Annotated in this window: 13 protein-coding genes; 8 read left to right on the top strand and 5 right to left on the bottom strand. The window is 72.1% G+C overall.

Annotation, left to right across the window (positions count from 1 at the left end; genetic code table 11):
• Positions 1–15: 15 nt before the first annotated feature.
• On the bottom strand, positions 16–1,194 hold the full coding sequence (locus tag Q0A33_RS11260; protein WP_291796450.1) for a glycosyltransferase family 1 protein: 1,179 nt from the start codon (positions 1,192–1,194) through the stop codon (positions 16–18).
• Between the two features lie 141 nt (positions 1,195–1,335).
• Here Q0A33_RS11260 and Q0A33_RS11255 point away from each other — a divergent pair, with 141 nt between their 5' ends.
• From Q0A33_RS11255 to Q0A33_RS11240, 4 genes are all read left to right on the top strand, one after another.
• Positions 1,336–1,962 (top strand): hypothetical protein, encoded by a 627-nt coding sequence (locus Q0A33_RS11255; RefSeq protein ID WP_291796448.1) that lies wholly within the window; start codon positions 1,336–1,338, stop codon positions 1,960–1,962.
• Between the two features lie 104 nt (positions 1,963–2,066).
• Positions 2,067–3,089 (top strand): tRNA pseudouridine(38-40) synthase TruA, encoded by a 1,023-nt coding sequence (gene truA / locus Q0A33_RS11250; protein WP_363316582.1) that lies wholly within the window; start codon positions 2,067–2,069, stop codon positions 3,087–3,089.
• A 158-nt stretch (positions 3,090–3,247) separates the two neighbouring features.
• Entirely contained in the window at positions 3,248–5,746 is a 2,499-nt protein-coding gene (locus Q0A33_RS11245; protein ID WP_291796444.1) for a 5'-nucleotidase C-terminal domain-containing protein, read from the top strand.
• Between the two features lie 258 nt (positions 5,747–6,004).
• The gene (locus Q0A33_RS11240) at positions 6,005–6,196 is read left to right on the top strand and encodes a hypothetical protein (RefSeq protein WP_291796441.1); all 192 of its coding nucleotides are present in this window, start codon (positions 6,005–6,007) and stop codon (positions 6,194–6,196) included.
• A 156-nt stretch (positions 6,197–6,352) separates the two neighbouring features.
• Here Q0A33_RS11240 and Q0A33_RS11235 read toward each other — a convergent pair whose 3' ends face one another.
• Together Q0A33_RS11235 and Q0A33_RS11230 are read right to left on the bottom strand one after the other, a co-directional pair.
• Positions 6,353–8,464, bottom strand: a complete 2,112-nt coding sequence (locus tag Q0A33_RS11235; RefSeq protein ID WP_291796438.1) for a hypothetical protein — start codon at positions 8,462–8,464, stop codon at positions 6,353–6,355.
• Positions 8,461–11,196, bottom strand: a complete 2,736-nt coding sequence (locus Q0A33_RS11230) for a hypothetical protein (RefSeq protein WP_291796435.1) — start codon at positions 11,194–11,196, stop codon at positions 8,461–8,463. The genes Q0A33_RS11235 and Q0A33_RS11230 overlap by 4 nt, the downstream gene beginning before the upstream one ends.
• Before the next feature lie 261 nt (positions 11,197–11,457).
• Between Q0A33_RS11230 and rplM the strand changes: the two genes are divergently transcribed.
• The 3 genes from rplM to glmM all read left to right on the top strand — a co-directional run bounded on the left by rplM (position 11,458) and on the right by glmM (position 13,983).
• Positions 11,458–11,901 carry a 50S ribosomal protein L13 gene (gene rplM, locus Q0A33_RS11225; protein ID WP_291796418.1) on the top strand — a complete coding sequence of 148 codons (444 nt, stop codon included), beginning with the start codon at positions 11,458–11,460 and terminating at the stop codon, positions 11,899–11,901.
• A gap of 40 nt (positions 11,902–11,941) precedes the next feature.
• Positions 11,942–12,448 (top strand): 30S ribosomal protein S9, encoded by a 507-nt coding sequence (gene rpsI, locus Q0A33_RS11220; protein ID WP_291796417.1) that lies wholly within the window; start codon positions 11,942–11,944, stop codon positions 12,446–12,448.
• A gap of 170 nt (positions 12,449–12,618) precedes the next feature.
• Complete coding sequence (gene glmM, locus Q0A33_RS11215) at positions 12,619–13,983, top strand: phosphoglucosamine mutase (RefSeq protein ID WP_291796416.1); 1,365 nt, start codon at positions 12,619–12,621, stop codon at positions 13,981–13,983.
• Positions 13,984–14,059: 76 nt separating this feature from the next.
• Here glmM and Q0A33_RS11210 read toward each other — a convergent pair whose 3' ends face one another.
• Together Q0A33_RS11210 and coaA are read right to left on the bottom strand one after the other, a co-directional pair.
• A complete protein-coding gene (locus Q0A33_RS11210; RefSeq protein ID WP_291796414.1) occupies positions 14,060–16,048 on the bottom strand; it encodes an ABC transporter ATP-binding protein in 1,989 nt (662 codons plus the stop codon).
• A 204-nt stretch (positions 16,049–16,252) separates the two neighbouring features.
• Complete coding sequence (coaA, locus tag Q0A33_RS11205; protein WP_291796412.1) at positions 16,253–17,299, bottom strand: type I pantothenate kinase; 1,047 nt, start codon at positions 17,297–17,299, stop codon at positions 16,253–16,255.
• A 281-nt stretch (positions 17,300–17,580) separates the two neighbouring features.
• On the opposite strand from coaA, the gene Q0A33_RS11200 reads away from it, so the two are divergent.
• The gene (locus Q0A33_RS11200; RefSeq protein ID WP_291796409.1) at positions 17,581–18,969 is read left to right on the top strand and encodes an MFS transporter; all 1,389 of its coding nucleotides are present in this window, start codon (positions 17,581–17,583) and stop codon (positions 18,967–18,969) included.
• Positions 18,970–19,026: the final 57 nt, after the last annotated feature.

The raw sequence follows: 19,026 nt of genomic DNA, 5'->3' as shown, positions 1-19,026 counted from the left end.
CGAGCCCCTTGCGTCTCACCGAGCCCCTGCGACCTCGGCGAGTGACCAGCGGCCGGTGACCTGCGCCTCCGGCCGCTCGATCGCCGTGGCGTAGTGGCCCCGCAGCTGCGAGCACACGCTCTTCCACGACCGCCCCTGCACGGCCTTCCGTGCGGCGATGCCGAAGGCGCGTCGCTTGGCCGCGTCGCCGGCCAGGTCCCGGACGTGCGCGCGCAGCCCCGCGAGGTCCCCGGGTGCGTAGAGCCAGCCGGTGCGGGAGGAGTCCACGAGGTCCAGGGGTCCGCCGCGCGCGGGGGCGATGACCGGCACGCCCGAGGCCATCGCCTCCTGGATGGTCTGGCAGAACGTCTCGAACTCACCGGGGGAGACCATGAGGTCGAAGCTCGCCACGGCCTGCGCCAGCGCAGCGCCGCCCAGGAACCCGGTGAAGTGCGCATGCGGCAGCAGGCGCTCCAGCTTTGCCCTGCGCGGCCCCTCGCCCACGATCACGAGGCGGACGTGGGGCAGCGCGTCCAGCACCCGCAGGTCCTCGAGCTGCTTCTCCGCGGCGAGGCGGCCCACGTAGCCCACCACCACCTCGGGCCCGGAGCCGTCCTGTGAGACGCCCACCCGAGCGCGGAAGGCGGCGGAGCGGTGACCGGGGTCGAAGCGGGAGGCGTCCACGCCCCGGGCCCACAGGCGCACATCGTCCACGCCGAGCCCCTCGAGCTGGGCCAGGGCGTACGAGGACGGCGCGAGGGTGAGGGACGAGCGCTGGTGGAGGGCGCGCACGTGGTTCCACAGGGCGGTCTCGACCCCGGGCATGCCGTAGCGGGCGGCGTAGGCCGGCACCTCGGTCTGGTAGACGGCCACGCTGGGCAGACCCAGGTCCTGCGCCGCGAGCGCCCCGCGCCAGCCCAGCACGAACGGCGAGGCGAGGTGGACGACGTCCGGTGCGAAGGCCGCGAGCATCCGGCGGATGCGCGGCACACCGCCGGGCGCCACCCGCACGGAGCGGTAGGAGGGCATGGCGAACCCGGGGACGCGGAGGATCGGGAACCCGGCGACCTCGTGGGGCCCGCTGCGGCGGGTGCCGGGCGCGATCACCACCGCGTCGTCGCCGCGCTCGGCCAGGTGGTCGAGAACGCGGAGGAGGCTGTGCGTGACACCATTCATCTGGGGCAGGAAGGACTCTGCGATGACTGCGACTCTCACGTCCCCCACTCCATCCGGTGCAGGTTACGGACGTCTGCGGCGGCAGATGACCGGCAGGCCAACGTCTGCAGACGTTCTGGGGACTGTGTATCCTGCGAGTGCTCATCAGCTGAACAGAGGTGGAACACAAGGATGAAGTGGGTGCTGCTCGCAGTCCTCCTCGTGGTGCTCGCCGCGCTGGTGACCTTCCTGGTCATCCGGTTCAACCAGCTCTCGATGAACCGCTCGCTCACGGCGGAGGCGCTGCGCCAGTACACGGAGGCCCGCCGTGCGCGGCACGGACTGGTGCCCACCTATCTCATCGCCGCGCGCGAGGTCGTGGGCGACTCCGTGGAGACCCATCGGCTCGAGAGCGCGGTGCGGGCCGCCGGGCAGTCCGAGGAGAGCCGCGCCACGGGTCCCGCCGAGTTCCGCCTCACTCTCTGCGTCGCCGCCGTGCACGCCCGGGTGCGCTCCGTGGCCTCCGGCGAGGGCGAGCGGCCCACGGCCTCGCGGGCGCTGGCCCGGGAGCTGTTCCAGCAGCTGCGCACGCAGGAGACGCACATCGGCGCGGCGGCGCGGCATCACAACAGCAGCGTCCGTGCCTACGAGGACCGGCGCAGACTGCTCGGCTCGCTGCCCTGGCGGTGGGCGTTCCGGCCCGTTGCGGAGATCGGCTATTCCCTCGCGGACGCGGGGGACGACGATGCGGCGGGCCCGTCCGCGGACCTCGTCTCCCCGGACGGCGGCGAGGACTACCGCCCCGGCCGGCTGAGCGAGGACCTGTGAAGCCGGAGTCTGTGGCATCGGGGCCTGCGAGGCCGGGGGCTGCGGACTCGGGGCCTGCGAACTCGGGGAACGCGGACTCGGGGCCTGCGGGCGAGGAGGCCGGGGTGGCACTCCCAGAGGCGGGATCCGTGGGCGGGCCAGCCGAGTCCGTTCGCGAGCGGTCGGCGACGGCCCCCGGGCTGCTGGGATCCCGGCAAGACGCGCGCGTGCCTGCTGCCGCGGCCTCGGTCGCCGAGGCCGCGGTGCGGTTCCGTCTCGACCTCGGCTATGCGGGGGGAGGGTTCCACGGCTGGGCGACCCAGCCGGGTCTGCGCACGGTGCAGGGAACTCTCGAGGCCGCGCTCGCGAAGATCTGCGGCGTGCCCGTGCGGACCGTCGTCGCCGGCCGCACGGACGCGGGGGTGCATGCGCGCAGGCAGGTGGTGCACCTGGACCTGCCGGAGACCACTGCGGCCAGGCTGGGCGGCACACAGGGGAAGCGGCGGCGCACGCCCGCGGAAGGGCTGACGAGCCGTCTGCGAGGAGTGCTCGCGCACCTGGAGGCCCCGGATGTCGTGGTGCATGCGGCGCAGGAGGTGCCCGCGGAGTTCGACGCGCGCTTCTCCGCGGTCTGGCGCCGCTACTCCTACCGGATCGCGGATGCCGCCGCGTTCCTTGACCCGCTGGCCGTCGGCCACACGGTGCAGCTGCGGGGCGAGCTCGACGTCGAGCGCATGGCCGCTGCCGCCGCGGAACTGCTGGGCCTCCACGACTTCCTGCCCTTCTGCAAGCCGCGTCCGGAGTCCACCACCATCCGCACGCTGCAGGCGCTCACGGTCACGCGCGGCGCGGGCGACGGTGCGATCACGCTGGGACTGCAGGCCGATGCCTTCTGCCATCACATGGTCCGTGCGCTGGTGGGCGCTCTCGTGAAGGTGGGGCATGGCTCCTGGGACGTCACGGCACCCGCGGAGCAGCTGGCCCGCGCGGAGGCCGGTGCGGCGAAGACGGCGCTCGCCCCCATGCACCTCATGCCCGCGCACGGTCTCGTGCTCGAGGAGGTGGGCTATCCGGAGGGCCCCGCGGGATGGGCGGAGCAGGCGGAGACGGCTCGCAACAGGCGGAGCGCGGAGGAGCTGCAGGGCTGAGCGTCTGCGGTGCGGTGCCGAATTCCGCTCTGCGGAGATTCGCGCGCGCTCGGGGAGTGTTCACGGTATGTTCAGGTGCGTACAGCATTTCCGGGGTCTGCGCTCAGGATAATGACAGCTGACACGCAACCTCGTTCCCTCGACTGTCAAGGACGGACATGAAGAAGAATCTCATCCGCGGGGCCGTCGCCGGCGCCGCGGCAGTGGGCCTGCTGGTGCCGCTGGGAGCCCTGCCGGCCGTGGCGGCACCGGGGCTGGGCGGCGCTGAGCGCGACTCCGCCCCGGCCGCCCCGGAACAGGCCCCCTCCGCCTCGGAGGACCAGGGCCTCGGCGAGCAGGAGCAGGACGGCGGGGACCGCCTCGGCGAGGCCGCTGCGGAGGAGACCGACGGACTCGCGACCGCCGCGGCCCCGGCCGCCGGCACCGAGCTGCAGCTCCTCAACATCACGGACTTCCACGGCCGCATCAGCGAGGCGGGGGTGAATGTGGCGAGCGTCGTGGAGCGCGAGCGCGCCGCGGCGGCCGAGGCCGGTGCGGAGACCGCCTTCATCTCCTCCGGCGACAACATCGGAGCCTCCACCTACGTCTCCTCCTCGCAGCAGGACACCCCCACGCTGGATGTCCTGAACGCGATCGGTCTGGACGTGTCCGCTGCCGGCAACCACGAGTTCGACCGCGGCTACGCGGACCTCCGGGACAGGGTGGGTGCGGAATCGGACTTCGCGCACCTGGGTGCCAATGTCTACGCCAAGGGCACCAAGGACGTCGCCGCGGGCCTGAAGCCCTGGGAGATCATCGAGGCCGGTGACCTCAAGGTCGGCGTGATCGGTGTGGTCACCCAGGACACCGCCACGCTCGTGAGCCCGGACGGCATCGCGGACATCGAGTTCGGCGACTCCGTCGAGGCGATCAACCGGGCGGCGGCCGAGCTGGAGGGACTGCCCGAGGAGCAGCGGCCGGACGTCACGGTCCTCAACGCGCATGCGGGGCCCGCCGTGACCTCGGACTTGGACTCCGCTCTGGCCTCCAACGCGGAGTTCAAGGCGATCGTGGAGCAGTCCGACCCGTCGATCGACGCGATGTTCATGGGCCACTCGCACCTGCCCGCCAACTTCTCCGCGCCCGTTCCCGGCACGGACCGCGAGCGTCCCATCCTGCAGTCGCAGAAGTACGGCGAGGCCGTGGGCAGCCTCACGCTCACCGCGGACGGCAGTGGTGAGTGGACGACGGATGACGCCTCGCTGCTGGAGACCAAGGGCGTCGAGGTCACCTCGCCCGTGGTGGACGAGGTCCGCGACATCGTGGCGGATGCGGAGGCGCAGGCCAAGGAGATCGGCTCCACCGTGGTGGGCACCATCACCGAGGACATCACCCGGGCCACGGCGGACGGCAGCGAGGACCGCGGCAAGGAGTCCACGCTGGGCAACCTCGTGGCGGACGCGCTCAAGGAGGGCGTCGAGTACTCGCAGCTGGAGGAGGCGGACTTCGGCCTCACCAACTCCGGCGGACTCCGCACGGACCTCCTCGTGGATGACATCTACAACGGCGAGAAGCCGGGCGAGGTGACGGTGGCCGAGCTCAACGCGGTGCTGCCCTTCGCCAACGACCACGGCGTCGTGACGCTCACGGGTGCGGATGTGCTGCAGGTGTTCGAGGAGCAGTGGCAGCCGGAGGGCGCCTCGCGGCCGATGCTCCATCTGGGCGTCTCCGAGGAGGTGGGTGTGGTCTACGACTCGACCGCTCCGAAGGGCGAACGGGTCCTCTCCGTGACTGTGGACGGTGAGGAGATCGACCCCGAGGCCACGTATCGTGTGGCGACGCTGAGCTTCCTCGCCTCCGGCGGGGACAACTACGCGGGCTTCGCCAATGGCACCTTCGAACAGTCCGGTCTCACGGACTTCGACGTGTGGGAGAAGTACTTCGAGGAGAACACGCCCGTCTCCCCAGACCACCAGGAGCGCCAGGCGGACTACGCCCTGGACGTGATGAACACGGGGGAGCTCACTGCGAGCCTGGGTTCGCCGGAGCGGGCGCAGGTGGAGCAGGGCGCAGAGCTGCCGCTCACCTTCGACACCGAGGCCACCCGTGAGATCGAGGGGCCGTTCCTCCTCTCTCTGGAGCTGCCCGCGGGCTTCTCCGCGGACCTCACCGCGGTGGACACCGTCTCCACGGCCGCTGCGGAGACTGCGGAGTCGACCGTGCTGCCGTCCATCGCAGAGGGAACGACCAGTTCGGATCTCACGGTGACGGCGGGTGACGACGTGGCTCCCGGCACCTACACGGTGCAGGCGAACCTCGTCGCGGATCCGGAGCACGCCTGGTGGGACGACAACCCCAAGCCTCTGCCCTCCTCCGTGGAGTTCGAGGTCCAGGTCGTGGCCGCCGGTGAAGGTGGAGACGACGACGGTTCGGGCAACGACGACGGTTCCGGCAGCGGGGACGAGGACGGCAACGGGGACGGCTCCGGCAGCGGTGACGGTCAGGACGACGGCAGCGGCTCCGGTGACGGCAGCGGCTCCGGCGATGACCGGAAGGACGACGGCAGGCTGCCTCGCACCGGTGCGGAGTTCGCCGGTGCGCTGGGTCTGGCCGCCGTGCTCGTCGCTGCGGGCGGCACCGCTCTGGCGGCGTCCCGTCGCCGCAAGAGCACCGTCTGAGGTCCGCGGCACCGCCGGGGCGAGGCGCCGCAGCCGCGCAGGGCTGAGGCGCGCGGCGCCGCAGAGGTGAGGCGCGCGGCCGCGCGGCACAGCGGTCCACCCCGTCCGGAGCCGCAATCCCCAAGTTACGTCTGCGTACCGGCCGTCCTACACGGCCGGTACGCAGACGTAACTTGGGGTGCGTGGCTGGATTGGGGGTGAGGGGTACGTGGCCTTCTGCGGCGTCCGGACCCCTTCGACTCCGGTAGCCTTCTGCGCATGGGGTTCGTCAAGGTGCTCGTGGTCGTCGTCGCCCTGCTGCTGGTGCTGGGCAGCGCACTGCGACGCTGGGGACGCAAGAGGTCCAACGCGCGCATGGCCCGGCTGGGCACGGTGACGCTGGCGCTGATGATCCTCCCCGCAGGCATCGCGGTGTGGCTGGTGATCCTGTCCGCCGAGGCCGCCGGCTAGCTCCCCGCAGGCCAGCGGACAGCTCCCTGCAAGTCGCCGATGACGCCGATGAGCTCGCCGCACGTCGCTGGTGGGCTTCCTGCACGCCCCGGTCAGACCTCTGCACGTCGCCCGTGAAGCTCGCCGCACGCCTCCCTGCGCCCCGCGCCTCCTCGCTCAGCCCCGGCGCATCTCCTCGGAACTGCCCGCACAGGAGGCGAGCGCGGGCACGAGGAACAGCATCCCCACGGCCGGCACCACCACGCCGGAGTCGTTGATGAAGGTCCCCACCGCGAGCAGCACGGCGAGCGAGATGACGGCCGGACGCAGAAGGGGGAGCCTCCGGTACTGTTCCGCCAGGCCGGGGATGCGGAAGCGCGCCGGCGAGATCGCCGCCCACAGCACCACGGCGATGAGCAGGGGCAGCAGCAGCGTCATCCAGCTCTGGGTGAGGATGTCGACGTTCATGCCGATCTTGCGCATGAGCACGGCACCGGCCTCGCCGGTGAGGATCGAGTCGAAGAATCTGCCGAAGTGCGTGCGCGCCTCCGCCGGCCGCAGCCAGTCGAGGAAGAGCACGGCGAGCATGAGTGCTGCGGCACCTCCGCCGAAGACCAGCAGACGCTTCCACGAGAGCCGGATGCCGGCGGCGGCGAGGGCGAACACGGCGCTGCCCAGCACCAGCGTGGGCACGGAGCCGAACTTGGTGCCCAGCCCCGGAGCCGCGAGCAGCCCGCACGAGGCCAGGACCGCCGCGATGACCACCGTCGTCGTCACCCATCTGCGGTGCCTCCACGTGGAGCTGCGCAGCCATGAGCAGGCCAGCCCCAGCCCCACGAGCAGCGCGGTGCAGTAGAGGGCGAGCGCGGAATTGCCGATCCCGTAGAAGCGGGAGGCGATGAGCAGCGGTTCGCCCAGCATCGTCGACATCTGCAGCCGCGAGCCCGTGAGCACATCGGCGGCGAGCACCGCGACCGTCACTGCGGAGACGAAGGCGAGGCTGCCGCCCCGCAGCCTGCGCCACGGCCCTGCGACGGCGAGCGCGGTGAGCACGATGGCCCAGCCGATCACCCCGCCCAGCATCGCCACGTCCGGCGAGGTGGAGCGCTCCCAGGGGAGCAGGTTCACCAGGTAGGTCGAGACGGGCAGCGAGGCCATGAGCATGCCGCCTCCGGCGAGCAGCGTCGCGACCCGCGCGGTGCCCGAGCGGCGCGCCATGACGGTGCACAGGACCAGGCCCACCAGCAGCAGGCCTCCCCACGCGGCGTACATCCACGCGGAGATGCTCTGCTGGGTGAGGACGGCCGTCTGCCGGTCGAGCATGAGCTGGTGCTTGCCGCCCGCCCCGTCCGGTCCGTCCTGGAACTGCATGGGCGCTCCCGCGAAGTTGGAGCCGCCCTGCACCCCCGCCAGCGAGAGGAGGGTGGGGGTGAGGTCGGAGACCTGGACGAGGCCGGGCTGCCGGGTGGACGGCGAGGTGAGCAGTTCCGCTCCCGGTTCGCCGGCGGACGCGCCGGAGGCGTCGCGCCCGCCGTAGACCGCGGAGAACTGCATGCGGGACTCGTCCGTGCGGCCGTCGGCCAGGGAGGCGGCGACGAGGGAGGTGTGCCGCCCCTCGGCCCCGGCGGCGTCCACCGCCGTGAGCACCTCTCCCACCGCGGCGTCGAGGTCCGTGACCGAGTTGCCGGGGGCGTAGACGCTGCCGAGGTCCACGAGCACGATTCCGGCGTCCTCGGCGGCGTCGACCACCTGCGCGCCGCGCTCGCCGGCGGGGGCCCGCGGCTCACAGTCCGCGGCCCTGCCGTCCGGGGCGGCCGTGCCCACGGCCGCACCGGGGCCGATGCCGCGCACCGCCACGCCCGCGTCCTCCGCGGTCTGGGTGAGTGCGCCCACGCCGGGTGTGTAGTTGTCCTCGGCGGCCTGGGCCAGGTACACATCCCAGTCGGGCACCCACCCTCCGATGGGGTCGGCGAGGACGCGGCAGGTGGGGCGGGGCTCGTCGGCCGCTCTCCTGCCGGAGGCCACGCCCAGCCAGCCGTCCGCGGCGCAGCTGGTGTCCCGCACAGAGCGAGGGGTCATGGTGCCCACCGCGCCCTCGGAGACCAGGCGCCAGAGATGGGGCGTGCGGTCCGGGTGGACGTCCTCGAAGGTGAGTCCGGCGAAGCCCAGGAGGATGACGGGTCCCTCGCCGGTCCGGGCAGGCGTGCGGTCGGTGCCCGAGGCCGGAGCGGCGAACCCGCCCACGGCCAGGAGCAGTGCGAGGAGGGTGGTGAGCAGGCGGCGGATCATGCGGTGGCCTCGGGCCCGGGTGCATTCCTGTCGGTTTCCGTGCTCCCGCTCGCGCTGGCCGCACTGGTCGCACCGGCCTCGCCGGTCTCTGCGGCGGCGGGCGTGACGGGCGCGTACGCAGGTGCAGACCGGACCGTGCCGTCCGCCGTGCTGGAAGCGTCCTCGCCCTCCGCCCGCTGTGCGGCGTCGAGGCTGAGGACCACGAGGAAGGGGACGAACATCATGGCGCCCGTCGCGGGCACCGCGATCCCGGAGTCCGTGATGACGAGGCCCACGGCCAGTGCGAGGACGGCGGACAGGAAGCCGGCGTGCACGTGGGGGTCCGTGAGCGCCTCCGGGAGGTACCCGTCCCAGGGCCGGGCGAGCACGGCGGTCCGCCTGCTCCGGCGCAGGTAGGCCAGCGCGAACAGGACGATGAGGACGGCCAGGGGCACGACGATCGCCAGGCCGGGGTTGATGACGGCGATGCGGAGGTTGGCGCCCAGCTTGCGGCCGATGACGTCCAGCAGCTCACCGTCGAGAGCCTGGGCGAAGAAGCTGCCGAAGTGCGAGCGCTCCGCCGGCGGACGGAGGTAGTCCAGCCAGGCCACGCCCATGATGACGACGAGGGCCCCTGCTCCGATCCCCGCGAGCTTGAGCAGGTTCACGCGGATGCGGAACAGCGCGAGGAGGAGGACGGTGAAGCCCACCAGCGCGGCCACGGTGCCGCCGAACTTGGCGCCCCACGCCGGGTTGCCCAGCACGCACACGCTCACGAGGGCGTAGACGGCGGTGAGCGCACGTGCCCAGCCGGCGCGGCCGTGGGCGCCCAGCCGCGCGGCCACGATGCCCAGGCCCAGCAGGGAGGCGACGAGGAACAGCGCGGCGCCCTGGTTGCCCAGGCCGTAGAAGCGCCCGGCGACGATGGGGTTGTAGCCCATGAGGGAGTTGAACTGCAGGCGGGAGCCCAGGGCCACGTCCGCCAGGAGCACGAGGGCACTCAGCAGGCTCACGGCCGCGATGCGTCCGGCCCAGGTCCGCCGCCAGGGGCCGGCGACGGCCGCCAGCAGCAGCACCAGGACGGCCGCGGCGATCGACAGTGCGAGCGCGAGGGCGGGATCCGGCGCACGGCCCCAGGGGAGGAAACCGGCGAAGAAGCTGGCCGCCGGGAGGAGGCCGAGGGCGAAGCAGGCCCAGGAGACGCCGGTGCGCCAGCCGCTCAGCGGGACGGCGGGGGCGTCCGCGGCGACGGCCGCAGCCGGGCGCAGGGAGTCCGCGCGCCGCCGCGCCGCGAGGCTGCGCCGGCGCATGAACCGGACCACCGGCACCGTGAAGCCGATCATCGTGAAGAGGAAGAGCGCGTAGAAGAGGACGTCGAGCACGATCCCGAAGGTCTGTGCGTGGGTGTGGACCGTCGCGGCCTTGCGCGCATCGGCCGTGAGGCTGTCGAGGCGTTCCTGCGCGGACTTCCCGGCGGTGCCGGTGTCGACGGTGAAGGCGGCGGGGGAGGAGCCCGCGGCCTCCATCCCGGTGTTCCTCAGCACGGCGGGCAGCACGTCCGTGAGCTGTGTGAGGCCGGCCTGCCGCGTGGACGAGGCGGTGAGCGTCCCCTCGGGGTAGGAGGGGCCGGTGGCGAGCAGGGCGCGCAGCCGGGAGGGGTAGGCGGAGTCGCCGAGGCCCGCGACGACCACGTCGTAGTCGTCCGGGACGGACTCGAGGATGAGGCCCACGCGGTCGTCGAGCTCCTGGATCTGCGCGGAGCGCAGCGTGCCCAGCGTGGCCTCGGACCAGAGGGCGGAGGCTGCCGGGTCCCACAGAGGATCGGCGGCGGTGCCGGCGTCCACGAGCGTGAGGGAGCAGGCGGAGAGCAGGGCGGTGCGTTCGGCCGCCCGCTTCTCACGGGTGCGCTCGTCCGCGTCCTCCGGCTCGTCGAGCAGCGTGGACAGCGGGGACCAGAGCCCCACCTGGCCCTCCGGGTCCGCGGCCGCGTAGCCGGCGCCGGTGCCCACGGCGGCCGTGCACCACGACGGTTCCGCGCTGCGGTCCGCCTGCGCACCCTCGGCAGCGGGCGGCGTCGCATCCGCGTCCGGCGCTCCCTCCCTCGCCAGGGCGGAGTCCGCGGCATGGGTGAAGGCGCCCGGCAAAGCGCCGTAGCCCCCGGTCGCATTGAGATCGTCCACCCGGTGGAACTCGGAGAACGCCGCGGGGGCGAGGCCCGTGGGCTGGGGTCCCGTGCTCTCCGGCGCGTCCGCCGCCTCCGAGGTGGGCTCGAGCATCCGCGGGCACGCGCGGTCGAGGAAGAGGGGGTGCTGCCAGGCCGGGGTGAGGTCCGCACCCCGCATGCGCGCCCCCGCCCCCAGGGACAGCCAGCCGGAGGCCGCGCAGGTCGCCGGTGTGAGAGTGCGCACGGCCAGGTTGCCCGCCGCGCCCTCCTCGGCCATCCGCCAGAGGTGCGGGGTGGTCTCCGGAGAGAGGTCCTCGAGGCTGAGGCCGGAGGAGCCGATCACCACCGCGCCCGAGGCCGGGCCGGATGCGTCCGCCGGCCCGGCCTCGGGCGCGGGCTGCGCGGTCAGGGACACGGGTGCGGCACCGGTGACCTGCGCCGATGTCGCGTCCTGCGCGGGTGCGGCGAGCGGTGCGGTCTGCTCCGCCGGGGCGGGCACGGGTGCGGCGTGGGCCGTTCCCGGCCACGCATGGGCGGGCAGGACGAGGCCCAGGGTGCAGGCGAGGGCGGTGAGCAGTCGGACGAACACCGCACAAGACTACCGGGGAGGCCTTGGCGGAGCCTGGATCCGGTTTGCAGGAGCTGTGCGGCCTGCGGTAGATTTGAGCGTCGTTGCCGCGTCAACACGTTCTACCGCTGGGCCTCTAGTCGCGTTGCAGGTTCTGTGGCGGGTCTTCCGTGTCTGAGAGCGCAGCTACCGAAGGTACGACCCGTTCGTCCTCTCCGACTCACGACCGGAGCAGGGGCGAGTGTGTGCGGGTCATCTGACAACGAATGTAAGAAGGCAACTTTGCGTACGTACACCCCCAAGCCCGGTGACATCCAGCGCCAGTGGCACGTCATCGACGCCACTGATGTGGTCCTCGGCCGCCTTGCCTCGCAGGCGGCTCGTCTGCTCCGCGGCAAGCACAAGCCCACCTTCGCACCGCACGTGGACTCCGGTGACTTCGTCATCATCGTGAACGCGGACAAGGTCGCCCTGACCGGTGCCAAGCTGGAGCAGAAGCGCGCCTACCGTCACTCGAACTACCCCGGCGGCCTCAAGAGCGTGAACTACGCCGAGCTCCTCGCCACGCGCCCCGAGCGCGCGGTGGAGAAGGCCATCGCGGGCATGATCCCCAAGAATCGCCTCGGTCGGGCGCAGATGCACAAGCTCAAGATCTACACAGGTCCGGAGCACCCGCACAGCGCCCAGAACCCGCAGCCCTACGAGCTGACCCAGGTCGCGCAGTAAGCGCGCTGAGCAGCTGACGGAACTTTCACCGAGGAGAATCGTGGCAGACAACATCACCGCTGACGTCGCAGACGTCGAGCTCACCGAATACAGCACCGAGACCCCGGCGTCGGCCGGCCTGGGCGAGAACGTGGCCGGCGGCCGCGGCGAGTCGCTCACCGCGCCCGGCAACGGCGTGGGCCGCCGCAAGCAGGCCATCGCCCGCGTGCGCCTGGTCCCCGGCTCCGGCCAGTGGACCATCAACGGTCGCGACCTGGAGACCTACTTCCCCAACAAGCTGCACCAGCAGCTCGTGAACGAGCCCTTCGCACTCCTCGATCTGGAGGGTCGCTTCGATGTGATCGTCCGCATCGCAGGCGGCGGCCCCTCCGGTCAGGCCGGCGCCGTCCGCCTGGGCGTGGCCCGCTCGCTCAACCAGATCGACCGTGAGGCCAACCGCGCCGAGCTCAAGGCGGCCGGCTACCTCACCCGTGACGCCCGCGTCCCGGAGCGCAAGAAGGCCGGCCTCAAGAAGGCCCGCAAGGCGCCGCAGTTCTCCAAGCGCTGATTCCCACGCGCTCGCCGCTGCGCCCGGCGCAGTGCAGAAGCCCTCGTCAGGTGGTTCCCACCGGGCGGGGGCTTCTCGCGTGGTGCGGCCGCCGTCCGTAGCGCGGTTCGGAGGCGCTCCAGGGCGGCGCGCGTACACTGACGCAGAACCCGAAGGAAGGATCTTCCGCAATGGCTCGACTGTTCGGCACAGATGGTGTGCGAGGACTGGCCAACAAGGACATCACCGCACGCCTGGCGCTGCAGCTGGCCGTCGCGGGCTCCCGCGTGCTCGCACGCCCGGAGACGGCGCCGTTCGGCACGCGCCCCGTGGCGATCGTGGGCCGGGACACCCGCGTGAGCGGCGAGTTCCTCTCCGCGTCCACCGCCGCGGGCATCGCCTCGACCGGGGTGGACGTGCGTGACGTGGGCGTGCTGCCCACGCCCGGCATCGCCTATGCGGTGAAGGCGACGGGCGCCGCTTTCGGCGTGGTGCTGTCCGCCTCCCACAACCCCATGCCGGACAACGGCATCAAGTTCTTCGGTCCCGGCGGCACCAAGCTCACGGATGCCCAGGAGGACGAGATCCTCGCGCTCCTGGACTCGGAGTGGGAGCGGCCCACGGGGCAGGAGGTGGGGCGGATCGCGCGCTACCCGGCGGCCTCGGACGAGTTCGCGGAGCACCTGGTCCGCACCCTGGGCGCCGCGGAGGGGGAGACCCCTCTGGCGGGCCTCACGGTCGTGGTGGACTGCGCGCACGGCGCGGCCTCCGTGGTGGGTCCGTCCGCGCTGCGGCAGGCCGGGGCGGAGGTCATCGTCACGGCGGCGGAGCCCAACGGCTACAACATCAACGACGGGGTGGGCTCCACCCACATCAGCAATCTCAAGAGCGCCGTGGTGGAGCACCAGGCGGATCTGGGTGTGGCCTTCGACGGCGACGCGGACCGTTGCCTGGCGGTGGACGCGCTGGGCCGCGAGGTGGACGGCGACCAGATCATGGGCATCCTCGCCCTCGGCATGAAGGAGGACGGCCGGCTCAAGGACGACACCCTCGTCGTCACGGTCATGTCCAACCTGGGCCTGCGCCTGGCGATGGCCAAGCGGAACATCCGCATCGAGGAGACCGCGGTGGGCGACCGCTACGTGCTGGAGCGCATGCTGGCCGGCGGCTACTCGCTGGGCGGTGAGCAGTCCGGCCACGTGCTCATGCTGGACCACGGCACCACCGGTGACGGCGTGCAGTCCGCGCTCCACCTCATGCACCGCATGGCCACGGCCAAGCGCACGCTGGCGGATCTGGCGGCGGAGGTGCCCAAGCTCCCGCAGGTGCTCATCAACGTCAAGGGCGTGGACAAGCACCGCGCGGGCGACGATCTGGGCGTGCAGAGCGAGATCGCGACGGTCGAGCAGGAGCTGGGGTACACCGGGCGGGTGCTGCTGCGCGCCTCCGGCACGGAGCCTCTCATCCGCGTGATGGTCGAGGCCTCCGCCGAGGACGTGGCGCAGTCCCAGGCCGAGCGTCTGGCCGCCGTGGTCAAGGAGCGCCTGGCGCTCTGAGCCCCATGCGCACGAGAGCTCAGGATCGCCGCGCAACTGCGCGGCGATCCTGAGCTCTCGCGGCGTTGCGGGCCCCTCACCCCTCCTTGAACTGGGTGCGGTAGAGCACGGCATAGCGGCCGTTCGCCGCGAGCAGCTCCGCGTGCGTCCCGCGCTCCGCGATCCGCCCGTTGTCCACCACGAGGATCTGGTCCGCGTTCTGCACGGTGGAGAGCCGGTGCGCGATCACCAGGACGGTGCGTCCGTGCATGGCCTCGTCGAGGGCGTGCTGGATGGCGGCCTCGTTCGTGGAGTCCAGCGCACTCGTCGCCTCGTCCAGGATCACGACCGGGGGAGCGGCCAGCAGCAGGCGGGCGATCGTGAGCCGCTGGCGCTCGCCGCCGGAGAGCCGGTAGCCGCGCTCGCCGATGACGGTGTCCAGTCCCTCCGGCAGGCGCCCGATCACCTCGTCCAGCCGCGCCCGGTGCACGGCGTCCTCCAGCTCTGCGTCCGTGGCGTCGGGGCGGGCGATGCGCAGGTTCTCCCGGATCGACTCGTGGAACAGGTGTCCGTCCTGCGTCACCATGCCCACGGCCGCCTTGAGGGTGTCGAAGCCGAGCTCGCGCACATCCACGCCGCCCAGCTCGACCGCCCCGGCCGTGACGTCGTAGAGCCGGGGGACCAGGGACGCGATGGTGGACTTGCCCGCTCCGGAGGAGCCCACGAGCGCCACCGTCCGCCCCGCGGGGACCTCGAAGTCGATGCCGTGCAGCACCTCCTGCCCGGCGCGCTCGTCGAGGACCGCCACCTCCTCCAGCGTCGCCAGGGAGACCTCCGCGGCGGAGGGGTAGGCGAAGCTCACGTCGCGGAAGGCGAGGGAGACCTCGGCGGAATCCGGCCGGGCCACGGTGCGGTCCGTGCGGTCCGTGCGGGTGGCGTCTCCATCCTTGGCGGACTGCGTTCCCGCCCTGTGGGCCCCGGCATCCGCAGCCCGACCCGTCACCCCCGGCAGCGGTGTGGGGTGCGCCGGCTCCGTGATGAGGGGCTTGAGGTCCAGCACCTCGAACACGCGCTGGAAGCTCACCACCGCGCTCATGATGTCCATCCGCGCATTGGCGAGCATGGTGAGCGGTCCGTAGAGGCGGGTGAGCAGCATGGCGAGCGAGACGACGCTGCCGGCGTCCATCCGGCCCGCCACGGCCTGCCATCCGCCGAGGCCGTAGACCAGCGCCAGCGCCAGTGCGCTCACGAGGGTCAGCGTGGTGACGAAGGTGGTCTGCAGCATCCCCACCCGCACGCCGATGTCCCGCACGCGCCCGGCCCGCGCGGCGAACTCCTCGGACTCCGCCCGCGGTGAGCCGAACAGCTTCACGAGCGTGGCGCCTCCCGCGCCGAACCGCTCCGTCATCCGGTTGGACATCGCCGCATTGTGGTCCGCCGCCTCGTGCTGCAGGCGTGCGAGCTTCCCGCCGAGCATGCGAGCCGGGATGAGGAAGATGGGCAGCAGGAGGATGGAGAGGACGGTGACCTGCCAGGAGATCGTCACCATCACACCCACCGTGATGAGCAGGGAGACGAAGTTGGCGACCACCCCGGAGAGCGTGTTGGAGAACGCGCGCTGCGCACCGATCACATCCGTGTTCAGCCGGGACACGAGCGCGCCCGTGCGGGTGCGGTTGAAGAAGGCGACCGGCAGCGTCTGCACATGGTCGAAGACCGCGGTGCGGAGGTCGAAGATGAGACCTTCGCCCACCCGTGCGGACAGCCAGCGATTCACGAGGGTGAGACCGGCCTCGGCGAGAGCGAGCCCGGCGATGGCCAGCGCCAGCCACACGATTACGGAGACCGGACCACCGGCGGTGATGGCGTTGACGATGCGCCCGGAGAGCACCGGGGTGATGACGCCGGCCACGGAGAGCAGCACGGAGAGCACCAGGAAGACTGCGAGCTTGCCGCGCTGACGGGTGGCGAAGGCCAGCATCCGGCGCAGGGTGGCGCCGTCCAGCTTGGCTGAGGTCCCCTGACCCGCCCTGCGTGCGCTGGCGGTCTGGAGGTGCATGAGGGACTGGGGACTGGGCATGCTCATGCGGTTCTCCTCCGGGGCGGGGGCGCGGACATCGCAGGCAACACCGCAGAGCGGGGGTTGCTTCCGCAGCGTCCGCGGATATCGCTCAGAGCGTACTGCGGATGCCGCCGCACCGCTCACCGGGAGGGGCAGGCGGGCGTGCACCTGGGAGAGGGCCGGATGCCCACCCGGCGGGTCCGGCGGGGACGGAGCGCCGGGCGCGGCTCAGAGCTTGCGCAGCTGGATGCGGGAGACGGAGTGGTTCGCGGACTTGCGCAGCAGGAGATCCGCCCGGCCGCGGGAGGGCTGCACGTTCTCGCGGAGGTTGGGGGAGTTGATCGAGTCCCAGATCTCGAGCGCGAGGTCGCGGGCCTCGTCGTCGGAGAGCTCCGAGTAGCGGTGGAAGAACGAGTCCGGGTCCGTGAACGCGCCGTGCTTGAGGCGGAGGAAGCGCTTGACGTACCAGGAGCGGATGTCCGCGGCCGCCGCGTCCACGTAGATGGAGAAGTCGAAGTAGTCGCTCACGGAGACGCCGACCTTGCCGTCCGCCCGCGGCCGTGGCGGCTGGAGCACGTTGAGGCCCTCCACGATGAGGATGTCCGGGCGCCGGACGGTGACGCTGGCGCCGGGGACGATGTCGTAGGTGTGATGGGAGTAGACGGGTGCCCGGACCTCGGGCGCTCCCGACTTCACCTGCGCCATGAAGCGCAGCAGCCCCCGGCGGTCGTAGGACTCGGGGAAGCCCTTGCGCCCGGAGAGCCCGCGCCGTTCCAGTTCCGCGTTGGGGAAGAGGAAGCCGTCCGTGGTGATGAGCTCCACGCGCGGGGTGTCGGACCAGCGCGCGAGCATCTCGCGCAGCAGGCGGGCGGTGGTCGATTTGCCCACGGCCACGGATCCGGCGACGCCGATGACGAACGGCGTGCGCTCCGGCGCCGGCTCGAAGCCCTCGTTGCGCAGCGGGGAGAGGAACTCGCGGGTGACCTCGTGCTTGGCCCCGCGCGCGGCGGAGTAGAGGTTGAGCAGGCGGGAGAGGGGCAGGTAGATCGTCTCCACCTCCTCCAGGTCGATGCGCTCGCCGAGGCCGCGCAGCCGCTGGATGTCATCGAAGGTGAGCGGCAGCTCCGTGGAGTCGGAGAGCCGCGCCCACTGCTCGCGGGTGAAGTGCCAGTACGGGGAGGCGGCGCTGTCCGCGTCCGTCTTGCGGCGGGGCCGGAGCCCGGCCAGACGGCGGACGGAATCGGACACCTGCGAGGCATGCTCAGTCGAAGCCATGCCGATGATTCTCTCATGTGACGTCCATTGCACCCGGGCGCGAGGGGCTGCGGTGAGACGGCGGGGTTCTGTCAGAATCACAGGGTGATCGCATCGTGACCGCCCAGCCGCCGGACGAACCGGCAGACAGCTCCGGCGCAACCGGCCCGGACTCCCCTCACTCCTCCGACGGTTCCGGGAACCCAGCCGGCCCGGAGGCAGCCGGCCCGGACGCAGCCGCCCGTCCGGACTCACCTCGGTCCGCCCGCCGCCGGGGCCTCCGCCGGTTTTCCCTGCGCGGAATGTTCGCGGACACGCGGCCTCTGCAGTACGGACACTTCCGCCGGCTCTGGACCGCGAACATCATCACCGCGATCGGCGCTCAGCTCACCATCGTGGCGGTGCCGGCGCAGATCTACTCCATGACGGAGTCCTCGGCGATGGTGGGCCTCACCGGTGTGTTCGGCCTCGTGCCGCTCGTGGTGTTCGGCCTGTGGGGCGGGGCGATGGCGGATGCGATGGACCGCCGGAAGCTCCTCATGGGCACGACCACGGGGCTCATCGCCACCGCCGCACTGTTCTGGCTCCAGGCCGCGCTGGGACTGGAGAACGTCTGGCTGCTGCTCGTGATCTTCGCCCTCCAGCAGGCGTTCTTCGGCCTCAATCAGCCGGTGCGCACCGCGATCCTGCCCAAGATCGTGCCCATGCGCCTGCTGCCGTCCGCCACCTCGCTCAACATGACGGTCGTGATGGCGGGTGCGATCGTCGGCCCGCTCGCAGGCGGCGCGCTCATCCCGGTCATGGGCTTCGCCTGGCTCTACCTCGCGGACACCGTCTTCCTCTTCGCCACCCTCTACGCCGTGGTGCGCCTGCCCTCGCTCGTGCCGGACAACGCGATCGGCTCGCCGGGGCTCCGGAGCGTCATCGACGGCTTCCGCTACCTCGCGATCCACCCCGTGCTGCTCATGAGCTTCGTCGTGGACCTCATCGCCATGATCTTCGGCATGCCGCGCATCCTCTTCCCGCAGATCGCGCACGAGGGATTCGGCGGACCCGTGGACGGCGGCATCGTCTACGCCCTCCTCTTCGCCGCGATCCCCGCGGGCACCGTGCTGGGAGGGATCTTCTCCGGCTGGGTCTCCCGGGTGCGCAGGCAGGGGCTGGCCGTGGTGAATGCGATCATCGTCTGGGGTGCGGCGGTGACGTTCTTCGGCATCGCGGTGGGCCTTGCGCAGCGTGCACGGGAGCATGCAGGAGCCCCGGGAGCCTCGGCACGGGCCGGTGCCGAGGCCGGCTCAGGCTCCGCCGCCGAGGCCGGCTCGTCCGCCGCCGCAGGTGCGGGCCTCCTGGGCCCGGACGGCGGTGCGCTGCTCACCGGTCCCGTGCTCGTCCTCCTCGTCCTCGCGCTGCTCATGCTGGTGGTGGGAGGCGCCGCGGACATGGCCTCGGCGGCGTTCCGGACCACCATGCTGCAGGAGGCCGCGAGCGACGAGGTGCGCGGCCGCCTCCAGGGCGTCTTCATCGTCGTGGTGGCGGGAGGCCCGCGGCTCGCGGACATCCTCCACGGCTGGGCGGCGGACGGCGTGGGCACCGTATGGGCGACCTCGGGAGGAGGGGTCCTCGTGATCGTGGGCGTGGTGCTCGCATGCCTGCTGGTCCCCGCCTTCCACCGCTACCGCGTGGAGAGGTGACGAACGGCGCATCGCTGCGCGTGCCGCATGCACCCCGCGCGGAGGCGCGCCGGTTAG

Source organism: Brevibacterium sp. (genome assembly GCF_022712115.1).
Taxonomy (GTDB): domain Bacteria; phylum Actinomycetota; class Actinomycetes; order Actinomycetales; family Brevibacteriaceae; genus Brevibacterium; species Brevibacterium salitolerans.
Note: the sequence above shows the minus strand (reverse complement) of the source record. Positions and strands in the feature narration are given on the sequence as shown.

Coding starts and splice junctions, on each gene's coding strand:
- Q0A33_RS11245 (WP_291796444.1), top strand. CDS start 3,248: ATGAAGAAGAATCTCATCCGCGGGGCCGTCGCCGGCGCCGCGGCAGTG.
- Q0A33_RS11240 (WP_291796441.1), top strand. CDS start 6,005: ATGGGGTTCGTCAAGGTGCTCGTGGTCGTCGTCGCCCTGCTGCTGGTG.
- Q0A33_RS11235 (WP_291796438.1), bottom strand. CDS start 8,464: ATGATCCGCCGCCTGCTCACCACCCTCCTCGCACTGCTCCTGGCCGTG.
- glmM (WP_291796416.1), top strand. CDS start 12,619: ATGGCTCGACTGTTCGGCACAGATGGTGTGCGAGGACTGGCCAACAAG.
- Q0A33_RS11210 (WP_291796414.1), bottom strand. CDS start 16,048: ATGAGCATGCCCAGTCCCCAGTCCCTCATGCACCTCCAGACCGCCAGC.
- coaA (WP_291796412.1), bottom strand. CDS start 17,299: ATGGCTTCGACTGAGCATGCCTCGCAGGTGTCCGATTCCGTCCGCCGT.
- Q0A33_RS11200 (WP_291796409.1), top strand. CDS start 17,581: ATGTTCGCGGACACGCGGCCTCTGCAGTACGGACACTTCCGCCGGCTC.